15 protein-coding genes are annotated in these 13,173 nt (G+C 66.2%); 1 reads left to right on the top strand and 14 read right to left on the bottom strand.

Going from position 1 to position 13,173, the window contains the following annotated elements; translation table 11 throughout:
* Positions 1-43: 43 nt before the first annotated feature.
* The 5 genes from C8J40_RS03900 to C8J40_RS03880 all read right to left on the bottom strand — a co-directional run bounded on the left by C8J40_RS03900 (position 44) and on the right by C8J40_RS03880 (position 3,774).
* Positions 44-1,543 carry an NAD(P)(+) transhydrogenase (Re/Si-specific) subunit beta gene (locus tag C8J40_RS03900; protein ID WP_132895897.1) on the bottom strand — a complete coding sequence of 500 codons (1,500 nt, stop codon included), beginning with the start codon at positions 1,541-1,543 and terminating at the stop codon, positions 44-46.
* A gap of 98 nt (positions 1,544-1,641) precedes the next feature.
* Entirely contained in the window at positions 1,642-1,962 is a 321-nt protein-coding gene (locus tag C8J40_RS03895) for a proton-translocating transhydrogenase family protein (RefSeq protein WP_132742385.1), read from the bottom strand.
* 1 nt (position 1,963) lies between these two features.
* The gene (locus C8J40_RS03890) at positions 1,964-2,335 is read right to left on the bottom strand and encodes a DUF559 domain-containing protein (RefSeq protein ID WP_243693195.1); all 372 of its coding nucleotides are present in this window, start codon (positions 2,333-2,335) and stop codon (positions 1,964-1,966) included.
* Positions 2,336-2,483: 148 nt separating this feature from the next.
* Positions 2,484-3,605: an NAD(P) transhydrogenase subunit alpha gene (locus C8J40_RS03885; RefSeq protein ID WP_132895896.1), complete on the bottom strand. Its 1,122-nt coding sequence runs from the start codon at positions 3,603-3,605 to the stop codon at positions 2,484-2,486.
* A gap of 4 nt (positions 3,606-3,609) precedes the next feature.
* On the bottom strand, positions 3,610-3,774 hold the full coding sequence (locus C8J40_RS03880) for an aa3-type cytochrome c oxidase subunit IV (RefSeq protein WP_279432581.1): 165 nt from the start codon (positions 3,772-3,774) through the stop codon (positions 3,610-3,612).
* A gap of 111 nt (positions 3,775-3,885) precedes the next feature.
* On the opposite strand from C8J40_RS03880, the gene C8J40_RS03875 reads away from it, so the two are divergent.
* Entirely contained in the window at positions 3,886-5,301 is a 1,416-nt protein-coding gene (locus C8J40_RS03875; protein WP_132895895.1) for a sigma-54 dependent transcriptional regulator, read from the top strand.
* A 39-nt stretch (positions 5,302-5,340) separates the two neighbouring features.
* Here C8J40_RS03875 and C8J40_RS03870 read toward each other — a convergent pair whose 3' ends face one another.
* From C8J40_RS03870 to glmM, 9 genes are all read right to left on the bottom strand, one after another.
* Complete coding sequence (locus tag C8J40_RS03870) at positions 5,341-5,859, bottom strand: META domain-containing protein (RefSeq protein WP_165911359.1); 519 nt, start codon at positions 5,857-5,859, stop codon at positions 5,341-5,343.
* A 100-nt stretch (positions 5,860-5,959) separates the two neighbouring features.
* Positions 5,960-6,166, bottom strand: coding sequence for a hypothetical protein (locus C8J40_RS03865; protein WP_132895893.1), 207 nt, complete (start codon positions 6,164-6,166; stop codon positions 5,960-5,962).
* 93 nt (positions 6,167-6,259) lie between these two features.
* Positions 6,260-7,144: a bestrophin family ion channel gene (locus tag C8J40_RS03860; RefSeq protein WP_132742392.1), complete on the bottom strand. Its 885-nt coding sequence runs from the start codon at positions 7,142-7,144 to the stop codon at positions 6,260-6,262.
* 80 nt (positions 7,145-7,224) lie between these two features.
* Positions 7,225-8,283: a dihydropteroate synthase gene (gene folP / locus C8J40_RS03855; protein WP_132895892.1), complete on the bottom strand. Its 1,059-nt coding sequence runs from the start codon at positions 8,281-8,283 to the stop codon at positions 7,225-7,227.
* 219 nt (positions 8,284-8,502) lie between these two features.
* The gene (locus C8J40_RS03850) at positions 8,503-9,642 is read right to left on the bottom strand and encodes a site-specific DNA-methyltransferase (RefSeq protein ID WP_132895891.1); all 1,140 of its coding nucleotides are present in this window, start codon (positions 9,640-9,642) and stop codon (positions 8,503-8,505) included.
* Between the two features lie 176 nt (positions 9,643-9,818).
* Positions 9,819-10,457, bottom strand: a complete 639-nt coding sequence (locus C8J40_RS03845; protein ID WP_132895890.1) for a ribonuclease HII — start codon at positions 10,455-10,457, stop codon at positions 9,819-9,821.
* 1 nt (position 10,458) lies between these two features.
* Positions 10,459-11,358, bottom strand: a complete 900-nt coding sequence (locus C8J40_RS03840; protein WP_132896240.1) for a bifunctional hydroxymethylpyrimidine kinase/phosphomethylpyrimidine kinase — start codon at positions 11,356-11,358, stop codon at positions 10,459-10,461.
* A gap of 214 nt (positions 11,359-11,572) precedes the next feature.
* Positions 11,573-11,788 (bottom strand): DUF1272 domain-containing protein, encoded by a 216-nt coding sequence (locus C8J40_RS03835; protein WP_132895889.1) that lies wholly within the window; start codon positions 11,786-11,788, stop codon positions 11,573-11,575.
* On the bottom strand, positions 11,788-13,128 hold the full coding sequence (gene glmM / locus C8J40_RS03830; protein WP_132895888.1) for a phosphoglucosamine mutase: 1,341 nt from the start codon (positions 13,126-13,128) through the stop codon (positions 11,788-11,790). Before glmM ends, C8J40_RS03835 begins: the two co-directional genes overlap by 1 nt.
* Positions 13,129-13,173: the final 45 nt, after the last annotated feature.

Raw genomic sequence — 13,173 nt, 5'->3', positions numbered from 1 at the left:
CTGGATCGACTTCGGTTGGATTGGACGCCCGCCTATACGAGACCTAGTCGAGCGCCTTGACGATATCCTCGACCATCTTCTTCGCGTCCGCGAGCAACATCATCGTATTGTCGCGGTAGAACAGGTCGTTATCGACACCAGCATAGCCGACGCCGCCCATCGATCGCTTGATGAACAGCACGGTCTTTGCCTTTTCGACATCGAGCACGGGCATGCCGTAGATCGGCGACGACTTGTCGGTCTTGGCGGCCGGGTTGGTCACGTCGTTCGCGCCGATCACGAACGCGACGTCGGTCTGCGCGAACTCGCTGTTGATGTCCTCGAGCTCGAACACGTCGTCATACGGCACGTTCGCCTCCGCCAGCAGGACGTTCATGTGCCCCGGCATGCGCCCCGCGACGGGGTGGATCGCGTATTTCACGCGGACGCCTTCGGCCTTCAGCTTGTCGCCCATCTCGCGCAGGACGTGCTGCGCTTGCGCGACCGCCATGCCGTAGCCGGGGACGATGATCACTTGCTCCGCCTGGCTCATGAGGAACGCGGCATCCTCCGCCGAGCCACGCTTCCATGGGCGATCGCTGGCCGCAGCCGGACCGCCGGCATCCGACGACTGGCCGAAGCCGCCCGCGATCACGCTGATGAAGCTGCGGTTCATCGCGCGGCACATGATGTAGCTGAGGATCGCGCCCGAGCTGCCGACCAGCGCGCCGGTGATGATCATCGCGCTGTTGTGGAGCGTGAAGCCCATCGCCGCCGCCGCCCAGCCCGAATAGGAATTGAGCATGCTGACCACGACCGGCATGTCCGCGCCGCCGATCGGGACGATCAGGAGGAAGCCGATGACGAAGCTCAAGACCGTGATCGTCCAGAAGATCCACGCCGACTGATCGGTGACGAAATACGTGATCAGTCCGAGGATGCCGGCGAGCAGCGCGATGTTGATGACGTGGCGACCGGGCAGCATGATCGGCTTGCCGCCCATGTTGCCGTTGAGCTTCAGGAACGCGATGACCGAGCCCGAGAAGGTGATCGCACCGATCGCCACGCCGAGCCCGAGTTCGATCCGGCTGACCGGGTGGATGACCGCGAAGGGCTGGCCGATCAGCGGGATGACGAGGTCGGAGATCCCGAACGCCTGCGGGTTGAGGTACGCGGCGACGCCGACCAGCACCGCGGCGAGGCCGACGAGCGAATGGAAGGCGGCGACGAGCTGCGGCATCGCGGTCATCGCAATGCGGCGTGCGGTGACGAGGCCGATCGCAGCGCCTACGCCGATCGCCGCGAGGATTTCGACGACCGTGACCCAATCGATGGTGCGCACGGCCATCGCAGGTCCGGCGTCCGAAACGAGAAGACGCTGAACGACGGGCACATGCGTCACCAGCGTCGTCACGACCGCGATCGTCATGCCGATGATGCCGAAGCGGTTGCCGCGCTGGCTCGACGCCGGGCTCGACAGCCCGCGCAGCGCGAGGATGAAGCACACCCCCGCGACCAGATAGGCGAGCGATGCCCAAGGGCTGACCGTCAGTGCGTGTTCCATTCCATCCCCTTGCCGTCATGCCAGCGAACGCTGGTATCTCCCGGTAGTCGCACGCGTCCCTGCGGCACGAGACCCCAGCGTTCGCTGGGGTGACGGCCTTAAGGCTTCGCGACCGGCCGTTCCTTCTTCTTGTACATCGCCAGCATCCGCGCGGTGACTGCAAAGCCGCCGAAGATGTTGATGCTCGCCAGCACCACCGCGAGCAGCCCGAGCGCCTTCGCGACGCCCGACCCGGCACCGATCGCCCCCAGGACCGTCGGCGCCGCGGCGGCGATAAGCGCGCCGACGATGATCACGCTCGAGATCGCGTTGGTCACCGCCATCAGCGGCGTGTGCAGCGCCGGCGTCACCGCCCACACCACGAAATACCCGACGAAACACGCCAGCACGAAGATCGACAGGATCGCGATAAAGTCCATTCTATTCCTCCTGTGCGGCAAGCCGCTCGGCGGCAACCGCCACGATACCTCGAACCATCCCGTCGCAATCGTGGAAAATCTCGACGGCTGGAATGCGCAAAACGGCGATGCCACGTCCTTCGAACCAGCGATCGCGTGCAGCGTCGCGCGCTGGGCGATCACCATAATCGTGCGCCTGCCCGTCAACCTCGATGATCTGCCGCGCGACATGACAGTAGAAGTCCGCAACGTACGGACCCGAGGGATGCTGCTTCCGAAACTTCAAACCGGCCGGTCGCTCCCGCAATGCAACCCACAATGCGATCTCAGGCGGAGACATCGCCGCGCGAAGCTGCTTGGCCAGCGCTCCAATCGATCCGGTCCCCTGGAGCAAGTCTAAATCCTCCCCTGTAAGGGGAGGTGGCAGGCGCCAGCCTGACGGAGGGGTGTCGCCCGTCGTAATGGTGCGCACAATAGCGAGCGGCGATACCCCTCCGTCGCGCCAAGGCGCGCCACCTCCCCTGCAAGGGGAGGATAGAGGATCAAGACAGCAACCGCGGGTTCACGATCTTGCCGCCCTGCGTCAGCCGCACCGCGTCGCCGATCTCTGCGTCGAGCACGGGTTTGCCCGCCTCCTTGTCCCAGAAGGCGTTGAGGAAATTGAACAGGTTGCGGGAGAACAGCGCGCTGGCGTCTGCCGCCAACCGCGACGGCACGTTGCGGTGGCCGACGATCTTGACGCCGTTCACCACGACCACTTCACCCGCGACCGAGCCCTCGACATTGCCGCCCTGCTCGACCGCAAGATCGACGATTACCGAGCCCGGCTTCATGCTGGCCACCTGCGCCGCCGAAATCAGCCTCGGCGCCGGACGCCCGGGGATCAGCGCGGTGGTGATGACGATATCCTGCTTGGCGATATGACCCGACACCAATTCGGCCTGCGCCGCCTGGTATTCGGGGCTCATCTCGCCGGCGTATCCGCCCGTCCCTTCGCCCTCGATCCCAGCGACCGATTCGACGAAGATCGGTTTCGCCCCAAGCGACTGGATCTGCTCGCGGGTTGCGGCGCGGACATCGGTCGCCGACACCTGAGCGCCCAGCCGTCGTGCCGTCGCGATCGCCTGGAGTCCGGCGACACCGACGCCCATCACGAATGCCTTCGCCGCGGAAATCGTCCCCGCCGCGGTCATCATCATCGGAAACGCGCGACCATATTCGGCCGCCGCGTCGAGCACCGCCTTGTAGCCCGACAGGTTAGACTGCGAGGACAGGATATCCATCGACTGCGCGCGCGTGATGCGCGGCATGAACTCCATCGCCAGCGCTTCGTACCCGGCCGCGGCATAGGCTTCGACCCGGTCTCGCTCGCCGAACGGATTGAAACTGGCGACCACCCACGCCCCCGACGATACGCCGACGAGCGTCGCGGGATCCGCCGCCTGCACGCCGAGCACGATATCCGCCCCCGCCAGCGTCGCCGCACGGTCGCCGACCGACGCACCCGCATCGGCATAGCCAGCATCCGCGATCGACGCGGTCTCGCCCGCCCCGGCCTCCACCGCCAGCACCGCCCCCAGCGCGATGAACTTCTTCACGGTTTCCGGCGTCGCGGCGACCCGCCGCTCGCCGTCCGCTTGCTCTTTCAGGACGGCGATCTTCATGGTGTTACGAAATCAACCAGATGACGAGTGCGACGACCAGCGCGCACCCGACCGAGCCCCATTTCATCATCCCCGTCACGCTCGAATAGGTCGCGACGTGCGCCTTCATGTCTCCGTTGCCGGCCATGGTTCGTGCCCCTGTCTTTGGCCCCAATCCGCGGAGCGCCATCCTCTATGGCACCGACCTTAACCCGCACATCCGGGATCGCCAAGCACGACATTTAAGGCGCTCTTTACTAGCCTGCGCTATTGCACGTGCCGGAACGGGACAGGATTCGCCATGACGCGCAACGGCCAGCGCCTAGTATTATTGATCGACGACGAGCCTGCACAGCGCCGGCTGGTGGCGACGCTTGCCGCCCGTGGCGGCTGGCGTGCGGTGTTCGCGACCGATGGCGAGATGGCGATCGCCACGCTCGGCACGCAGGACGGGATGCAACTCGACGCGATCCTGCTCGATCATTCCGCCCCCGATGGCGACGCGACCGCGCTGATCGCCGAACTCCGCGAACGTCGCCCCGCGCTGCCGATCCTGATGCTCACCGCCAATGGCTCGGTTGCGCACGCGGTCTCGGCGATGCGCGCGGGCGCGACCGATTTCCTGGTCAAGCCGCTCGCCCCCGACCGCGTGCTCGCCGCGCTCGAGGCCGCCGTCGCCGGCACCGCGGCGGGCGAACTGCGCCCGCTCACCGAAAAGATCCCCGCCCTGCTCGCGTTCGACGAGATCGTCGGCTCCTCCCCCGATTTCCGCGCCGCGCTGGCGATCGCGGCCAAGGCGGCCCGCGCGCGCGTCGCGGTGCTGGTCGAGGGCGAGAGCGGGGTCGGCAAGGCGGTCGTCGCCGAGGCGATCCACGCTGCCTCGCCGCGCGCCAAGAAGCCGATGATCACCGTCAATTGCGCGGCGATGCCCGCCAATCTGATCGAATCGGAGCTGTTCGGCCATGAGGAAGGCGCGTTCACCGGCGCGTTCGAGCGCAGGATCGGCCGCTTCCACGATGCCGATGGCGGCACCTTGTTCCTCGACGAGATCGGCGAGATGCCGCTCGAGGCGCAGGCCAAGCTGCTCCATCTGCTCCACACCGGCGAGGTCCAGCCGATCGGCGCACGGCATGCGCGCGACGTCGATGTCCGCGTAATTGCCGCAACCAACCAGCGGCTGCTCGACGAGGTCGAGGCGGGGCGGTTCCGCGAGGACCTGTATTACCGGCTGAACGCGGTGCAGGTGACGATCCCACCTTTACGCGAACGCACCGGCGACATTCCCGCGCTGGCCCGTCACCTGCTCGCGCGGATCGCCGAGCAACCGGGGCTAAGGCCGCTCGGGATCACCGACGCCGCACTGAAGCTCCTCGTCCAGTACGACTGGCCCGGCAACGTCCGCCAATTGCAGAATGCACTCTTCCGCGCCGCCGTGCTGTGCGAAGGCGCCGCGCTGACCGAAGAGGATTTCCCGCAGATCGCCGCGCTCGGCAACCGCCAACGCGGCCCTGCCGCAGTTGCAGCGGGCGGCGGCGGCGTCACGCTGTTCCGCCCCGACGGCAATTTGCGTGCGCTCGAGGAGATCGAGGCCGACGTCATCCGCCTGGCGATCGGCCATTACCGCGGCCGCATGACCGAAGTCGCCCGCCGCCTCGGCATCGGCCGCTCGACGCTGTACCGCAAGCTCAGCGACCTGGGGATCGACAACGCCGCATGAGACAAAACGGGATGGCGACCGCCCTGTCGTCAGAATAGCCTATCCCTGGCTTGGACAATCGAGATTGCTCGAGTTGCCGTTTGTGCAGCCGATCTTACGTTTCGAGTCAGATTTTCCTGCTGGCACCAGTTCCGCAACGCCCCCGTCCGAGAAATTGATGTGCAACGTCCTCCCTTGCAGCGACCATGCATTCGCTATGCGCATCTTTCGCCAGAACCGATCGGCGACCTCGGTTGCGCGCCCGTCTAGGCATCCGACAACCGTAGTAATCGTCGCTTCGGTCCGATCGCGTTTGACCGCGCCTGCCTTGCCGGAGGGGCCCGAAAACCGCTTGAGCTCGCTGCCGCCGACATCGTTACAGACGGATGTTCCCCCGACGCCGTGATCGGCCAGGAACTGAATGGTCGCCGTTTCGGGGCGGGCGAGTTGCACCGATTTGCCGTCGAGCCGGCGAAGCGCCCATACTTCGTTGGTCGCCTCGGTTCGTGAGGTTGGCTGCTCGATGGCGGCTGATCCGCCACATCCTGAAACTGATCCGCCACATCCTGAAACGGCCATGAGGACGAAAGCTGGCCATCGGAAGGCCCGAGGAACGCCAGCGTGCCGCATCACTCAAACAGCGCCGAGGAGGATAAGGCTTTGGCTAGCATTATCCGTGTCAGGTCCGTTTTCGCCGGTTCTGGCCCGCTGCCAAGACGACGACTGCGGTCGACAGAAGAATACCGGAAACGAGCACACCGACCGAAAGCAGTCCGACAGTCGTCATACGGGCATCGAATGTCACACGGGTTCCGATGTGGACCGACACTTCGGCGGCGGGATAACTCCCGCCGCCGCTCCGTTCGATTTGCTGCAATTTCGCCATGCGTAAAACTGGGCTGTAGTTCACCGTTGGACAAGTCATTTTACGTGCGGTCGACCTGACGGCTGCTGCGACAGCCGTCTGTCGCGGTTCACGTTACCAGAGCACACCCTTGTCGGGCGTCAACGGCTCGGGTGCGGGATCGCCGATCGCCTGGAGCAGGTCGATCTCGATCGTCCGGCACATCGCGTTCAGCGGCACGTCGTGGATCGTGTCTGCGAACGGGTCGACCAGGTCGTCGCCGATCTGCAGGACGGCGAGGAACATCAGGCCGGCGATCGTCGAGCCGACCGGCGTCGCGTAACCCAGCGTCTCGACCAGGCCGATCGGCAGCAGCACGCAGAACAGTCGCGTGAACAGGCTCGGGAAGAACCGGTACTGGTTGGGCAGCGGCGTGTTCTTGATCCGCTCCATGCCGCCTTGCGCGTTGGCGATGTCGACCAGGATCGCCTCGAACTGCGTCTGCTGGATGGTGTCGATCCAGCCGTTACGGCGCGCGATGTCGATCCGGCGGCCGGTGCCGTCGAGCAGGCCGTTGGCGATGTTCGTACGCTCGAGCGCAAACGACGCCTCCTCCTTCGACAGGAAGCGCAGCACCTCGGGCGGGGCGGGCTGCTTGCGCAACTGGCAGCGCAGCGCGTTCACATACGCGATCTGGCGGAGCACGATGGTCCGCTTCATGTCGTGGCCCTCGGGCTCGGGCAGCATGTTGCGCGCCATCCGCGCGAGGTTGCGCGAGGCGTTGATCATCAGGCCCCACAGCCCGCGGCTTTCCCACCAACGCTGATACGCCGAGTTATCGCGGAAGCCGAGGAACAGCGCGAGTGCGGTACCGAAGAGGGTCAGCGGCAAGGCCGGCGCGTGGAACGGCAGGACGTAATAGGTGATCGTGACGATCACGTCCCAGACGAAGAGGCCGAGCAGCGGGCGCCAAACCTCGCTCAGGATCTGACTGAGGCGCGGTGTTGCAGTGACGATCAAACGAAAGCTCCCTTGTTTAATGCGCTTTCAATGCGCGAAGAGGCGTTTCGCTGCAATGCAGCGCCAGTTACCGTCGACGATCAGCCCCCGACGAGCGACTGATCGCGCAGTCCACGCCAGATCTTGATCGCCTGGACCGTCTCGGCGACGTCGTGGACGCGCAGGATCTGGACGCCGGCCGCCGCGCCTTTCAGCGCCAGCGCGAGCGAACCGGCAAGCCGCTGGTCGACCGGCGCTTCGTTCGAGAGCGCGCCGATCAACCGCTTGCGGCTCGCGCCCAGCATGATCGGGCAACCGAGGCCGTGGAAGATCGCGAGGCCGTTGAGCAGCGCGAGGTTCTCGGCGAGCGTCTTGCCGAAGCCGATGCCGGGGTCGACGATGATCCGCGACCGATCGACGCCGCCTGTAACGACCGCGGCGATGCGGGTTTCGAGCCAGTCGAACACGTCGGTCAGGACGTTGGTGTAGCCGCCGTCGCCGTGTCCGCCCTTCTTCGGGTCGGGAGAGTGCATCAGCACGACCGGGCAGCGGCTTTTCGCGACCACGTCGAGCGCGCGGTCATCCCAGAGGAGGGCAGCGACGTCGTTGACGATGTGCGCGCCGGCGGAGAGCGTCGCCTCCATGACCGCGGCCTTGCGCGTGTCGACCGAGACGATCGCGCCGGCACGGGCGAGGCGTTCGACGACGGGGACCAGCCGCGCGATCTCGTCGCCTTCCCACACCGCGGCGGCGCCGGGGCGCGTGGATTCACCGCCGACGTCGATCATCGTCGCGCCGGCGGCGGCCATGTCGATCCCGGCAGCCGCAGCGGCGGCAAGGTCGTCGACGTGTTTGCCGCCGTCGGAGAAGCTGTCGGGGGTAACGTTGAGGATGCCGGCGACGATCGGCTGGTCGAAGCGGAGCGTGCGTTCGCCGAGCTGGAGTGCGCTGCGGGGGGCGGTGATGGCGGCGTGGAGGCGGGCGGCGCGCTCGCCCAGTGTTGCGACGTCGGCGACGGGGATCGTACGGCGGGCGCGGCCTTCGATCACCTCGTAGGCGGCGAACCACTGCATCCCGCCCGCGAGGCGCGCGACGCTGCCGTCTGCGTGGCCGATCGGGGTGTCGACGAACTGGACGGCGCGGAGGTGGAGACTGGTCATCGGCGTGATCTACTCCAGTCCGTCCACTCCGCGAAAGACGTTGCGCTCGCTAACCGTCACGCTTGCTGGACCCGCACGTAGCCAACCCGGCACGTCTGCCAATACCCGTCATCCCAGCGAAAGCTGGGATCTCCCGCCGCATCCGTGGCGCGTCGTCGCGGGAGACCCCAGCTTTCGCTGGGGTGACGGTTTAGTCTTTGCCGGGGTGGCAGTTCTGGCTCAGACCGTGGTCGCCAGCAGATACGTCTGGCGGAGGTCGTCGATCGGTTTCAGCCCCTTGTCGCTCTCGTAATGCCAGAAGCTCCAGCCGTTGCAAGCCGGGGCGTTCTGGAGCGTCGAGCCGAGCTTGTGGATCGAACCGATCGTGCCGCAGTCGCTGAGCAGCGAGCCGTCCGCGCGGATCGTCGCGCGCCAGCGGCGCTTCGAGTCAGTCAGCACCGCGCCGGGCACGAGATACGCGTTCTCGACGAGGACGCCGAACGCGACCTTGGGCTGCGTGCGCGGGCTCATCATCGTGCGGATCGCCGATTCGTCGAGCGGCAGCGCGGCCTCGATCCGCTCGTGTGCGGCCTCGATGTAATCGCCCTCGCGGTCGATGCCGATCCAGCTGCGACCAAGCCGCTTGGCCACCGCGCCGGTCGTGCCGGTGCCGAAGAACGGGTCGAGCACGACGTCGCCGGGCTCGGTGCAGGCCAGCAGGATGCGATAGAGCAGAGCCTCAGGTTTTTGAGTGGGATGCACCTTAGTGCCGTTCTTCTTCAACCGCTCGGCGCCGCCGCAGGTCGGAAATTCCCAGTCGCTGCGCATCTGGAGCTCGTCGTTGAGCGTCTTCATCGCGCGGTAGTTGAAGTGGTATTTCGCCTTCTCGCCCTTCGACGCCCAGATCAGAGTCTCGTGCGCGTTGGTAAAGCGGGTGCCCCGAAAATTCGGCATCGGGTTGGTCTTGCGCCAGACGATGTCGTTGAGGATCCAGTAGCCGAGATCCTGCACGGCGGCGCCGACGCGGAAGATATTGTGATAGCTGCCGATGACCCAGAGCGAGCCGTCGTCCTTGAGGATGCGGCGTGCTTCCTTCAGCCATGCGTGGGTGAAGCGGTCGTAGGCGGCGAAGGTGTCGAACTTGTCCCAGTCGTCGGTGACCGCGTCCACGTGCGACCCGTCGGGACGGTAGAGCTCGCCGCCGAGCTGGAGGTTATACGGGGGGTCGGCGAAGATCATGTCGATCGAGTTCGACGGGAGCGCCTTCATCCGTTCGATGCAGTCGCCGCGCAAGATCTGGTCGAGCGGAAGGACCGGCTGAACCGTCGGTTCCGCTACTTTCTTCGCACGCGGCCGTGCGATCGTGTCGATCAAACCCATGTTTTCCGCCCCTTATCGACGCCCATAGCGGCGGAATTGTCCGACTCCGTCAAGCAAACATTCGTTAACGGCGTTTCGGCGGGATTCCATCGGTGCGACCAATCGAGTCGGCTTCGTCCAGATGTTGAGTCGTGGGAGACTCGCGGCTCAAGCCCTTGGGGTGTGGCGCGAAAGACTCAGCTCGTCGTTTCCTTTGCGAAAAGTCCCTCGCGCGCCAGATAGGCGGCGGTGACCGGCGCGAAACTGCGGCGGTGAATCGGCGTGGGGCCGTGATCGCGGAGCGCCATCATGTGGTGCGCGCAGCCATAGCCCTTGTTCGAATGCCAGTTATATTCGGGATGCACGTCGGCGGCGGCGATCATGATGAGGTCGCGCGTGTGCTTGGCGACGATCGAGGCGGCGGCGATCGACAGCGATTTCGCATCACCGCCCACCAGCGGCGTGGCGGGGTAGGTCCAGCGGGGCAGGCGGTTGCCGTCGACCAGGACGTGACCGGGCGCGTGGCCGAGTTCGACCGCGAGCGCGTCGACGGCGAGCGTCATCGCCTTCATCGTCGCCCAGTAGATGTTGAGCGTGTCGATCTCGTCAGGCTGGACGATACCGATGCCGACGATCGCACAGCCTTTGAGACGCGCGCAGAGCCGTTCGCGTTCGGAGGCTGAGAGCTTCTTCGAATCGTCGATGCCGCGGGGGACGCCTTTGGGCGGGAGAATCACGGCAGCGGCCACGACCGGCCCAGCGAGCGGTCCGCGGCCGGCTTCATCGACGCCGGCGACGGGGCCAACGCAGAGCTTTTCGTGTTTCATGCCGGGCATTCTAACTCCATCGCGCGGCAAAAGCCTGCGCATCCCAGCCGTCGGAGTTCGTTGCCGCAAGCAGGTGGTAAAAGGGGATAGTGTCGAGCCCGTGGCCCATCGGGCCGTGCCCTTGGCCGATACCTGGAGCTGCTGCAAGCGCGGCTCGGACAAACGCGATGGCGCGGTCAACGGCGGCGTCGAGTGTCATGCCCTGGGCCAGCCCGGTGGCGATGCCGCTGGCGAGCGTGCAGCCGGTACCGTGCGCGTGGCGGGTTTCGATGCGGGGGTTGGTCCAGCGGGTTTCGCCGGTGTCGGTGACGAGGCGGTCGGTGACGGAGGGGCCTTCGGCGTGGCCGCCTTTGACGAGGACTGCGGGGCCGAGTGCGCGGATTGCGGCCTCGCCGCCGAGGGCCGCAAGTTCTGGAAGGTTGGGGGTTACGAGCGTTGCTATCCGCATGAGGCGGGTGAAGGCGGCGATCGTGGCGGGATCGGCTAGGATGGAGCCGCTGGTGGCGATCATCACCGGGTCGAAGACGATGGGGATGCGTGCGGGGTGATGGTGCCCTGCCCTTCCTTGTTCTCCCGCGAAGGCGGGAGTCCAGTCTGGGCTCCCGCCTTCGCGGGAGAACAAGCTTACTAGGCGGTCCGCTACGGCGTTTGCAGTGGCTGCCGAGCCGATCATGCCGATTTTTACCGCATCCACCCCGATATCCGAGACGACGGATTCGATCTGCGCGAGGACCATGTCGGTCGGGATCTGGTGAACCGCCTGCACGCCGAGCGTGTTCTGCGCGGTGATAGCGGTAACGGCGATCATAGCGTGGCCGCCGAGCATCGTGACGGTCTTGATATCGGCCTGGACTCCGGCGCCGCCGCCTGAGTCCGAGCCGGCGATGATGAGGATTCTGGCGGTCATCACAATCGCTATGGCATACTCGCTGGTGTGTGGGACAGTGTTCGAACCAAGCCGATCGACACTCACTGATCCTCCCCCGCCAGGGGGAGGTGGCTGGCGCTTGCCAGACGGAGGGGGAGGAAAGGAAAACCTCTGTTCCGTGTCCTCTCCCTCCGTCAGGCTACGCCTGCCACCTCCCCCTGGCGGGGCAGGATCGAAGACACCGCGTCGATCTCCCCTAGTGCCGCCTTCCCGCTGCCGGCTTTTGTGGCGGTGCTTCGCCGAGCCGCGTCGGGCGATCCAGCAGCTCGCCACCACAGTTCGGGCACCGCTCGTCGAGCGCATCCGCACACTCTGCGCAGAAGGTGCATTCGAACGAGCAGATGAACGCACCCGGCGCGTCGGCGGGGAGGTCGGTGGCGCAGCGTTCGCAGATGGGGCGCATTTCGAGCATCAGGCGGCTGCCTTTCGTACGGCGTCGCAGATCCGGTCGACGACACGCTCGACCTGGCCGAGATCGTCGCCCTCGGCCATCACGCGGATCACCGGTTCGGTGCCGGACGGGCGGATGACGAGCCGTCCCTTGCCGGCGAGTTCGGCCTCGGCGTCGGCGATCACCGCCTTGACCGCGTCATGATCGAGCGGCTTGCCGCCGGCGAAGCGGACGTTCTTGAGCAGTTGCGGCAGGGGCTCGAAGCGGTGGAGCACTTCGCTGGCGGGGGCGCCAGAGCGCTTTACCTCGGCGAGGATCTGGAGCGCCGCGACGAGGCCGTCGCCCGTCGTCGCATAGTCCGACAGGATGATGTGGCCCGACTGCTCGCCGCCGACATTGTAACCGCTGGATCGCATCTTCTCGAGCACGTGGCGATCGCCCACCGCGGTGCGGACGAGGCCCAGCCCTTGCGCAGCGAGATGGCGTTCGAGGCCGAGATTCGACATCACGGTCGCGACAAGGCCACCGCCGGCGAGCCGCCCCTGCCGCGCCCAGCTTGCCGCGATCGTCGCCATCAGCTGATCGCCGTCGACGATCGTGCCCGTCTCGTCGACGACGATCAGCCGGTCCGCATCGCCGTCGAGCGCGATGCCGATGTCGGCGCCGCTGGCGACGACCGTCTCGGCAAGCGCCTGCGGTGCGGTCGAGCCGACGCCGTCGTTGATGTTGGTGCCGTTGGGCGTCACGCCGATCGCGACGACGTCCGCACCGAGTTCCCACAGCGCCGACGGTGCGACCTTATAGGCGGCGCCGTTCGCGCAATCGAGCACCACGCGCATGCCGTCGAGGCGGAGATTCTCGGGGAAGGTCGACTTGGCGAAGTGGATGTAGCGGCCTTGCGCATCGTCGATCCGGCGCGCGCGGCCGATCTGGCTGGAGGGCACGAGCGGGATATCGCCGTCGATCAACGCCTCGATCGCCGCCTCGGCTTCGTCGGACAGCTTGTAGCCATCGGGGCCGAACAGCTTGATGCCGTTGTCCGCGTACGGGTTATGGCTCGCGGAGATCATCACGCCGATATCCGCGCGCATCGACTGGGTGAGCATCGCGACCGCGGGCGTCGGCATCGGCCCGACCATGACCACGTCCATGCCGACGCTGGTGAAGCCCGCGACCAGCGCCGATTCGAGCATATAGCCCGACAGCCGCGTGTCCTTGCCGATCACGACACGGTGGCGGTGATCGCCGCGCTGGAAATAGGCGCCCGCCGCCATGCCGACCTTCATCGCCATCGCCGCGGTCATCGGCGCGGTGTTGGTGGCGCCACGAATGCCATCGGTGCCGAAGTATTTTCTTGCCATCGCGTCCGCTTTCCGTCCCGTATCGGTGTCCGATCCGTTTGATAG

This window comes from Sphingomonas sp. PP-CC-3A-396, from assembly GCF_004343105.1.
Lineage (GTDB): Bacteria > Pseudomonadota > Alphaproteobacteria > Sphingomonadales > Sphingomonadaceae > Sphingomonas.
This window is presented reverse-complemented; position numbering and strand designations above follow the sequence as displayed.

Excerpts from the sequence above, each read along its gene's own strand:
- C8J40_RS03865 (WP_132895893.1), bottom strand. The coding sequence starts at position 6,166 with ATGGCGAAATTGCAGCAAATCGAACGGAGCGGCGGCGGGAGTTATCCC.
- C8J40_RS03885 (WP_132895896.1), bottom strand. The coding sequence starts at position 3,605 with ATGAAGATCGCCGTCCTGAAAGAGCAAGCGGACGGCGAGCGGCGGGTC.
- C8J40_RS03870 (WP_165911359.1), bottom strand. The coding sequence starts at position 5,859 with ATGGCCGTTTCAGGATGTGGCGGATCAGTTTCAGGATGTGGCGGATCA.
- C8J40_RS03875 (WP_132895895.1), top strand. The coding sequence starts at position 3,886 with ATGACGCGCAACGGCCAGCGCCTAGTATTATTGATCGACGACGAGCCT.
- C8J40_RS03900 (WP_132895897.1), bottom strand. The coding sequence starts at position 1,543 with ATGGAACACGCACTGACGGTCAGCCCTTGGGCATCGCTCGCCTATCTG.
- C8J40_RS03835 (WP_132895889.1), bottom strand. The coding sequence starts at position 11,788 with ATGCTCGAAATGCGCCCCATCTGCGAACGCTGCGCCACCGACCTCCCC.
- folP (WP_132895892.1), bottom strand. The coding sequence starts at position 8,283 with ATGACCAGTCTCCACCTCCGCGCCGTCCAGTTCGTCGACACCCCGATC.
- C8J40_RS03845 (WP_132895890.1), bottom strand. The coding sequence starts at position 10,457 with ATGCCCGGCATGAAACACGAAAAGCTCTGCGTTGGCCCCGTCGCCGGC.
- glmM (WP_132895888.1), bottom strand. The coding sequence starts at position 13,128 with ATGGCAAGAAAATACTTCGGCACCGATGGCATTCGTGGCGCCACCAAC.
- C8J40_RS03850 (WP_132895891.1), bottom strand. The coding sequence starts at position 9,642 with ATGGGTTTGATCGACACGATCGCACGGCCGCGTGCGAAGAAAGTAGCG.
- C8J40_RS03895 (WP_132742385.1), bottom strand. The coding sequence starts at position 1,962 with ATGGACTTTATCGCGATCCTGTCGATCTTCGTGCTGGCGTGTTTCGTC.
- C8J40_RS03880 (WP_279432581.1), bottom strand. The coding sequence starts at position 3,774 with ATGGCGCTCCGCGGATTGGGGCCAAAGACAGGGGCACGAACCATGGCC.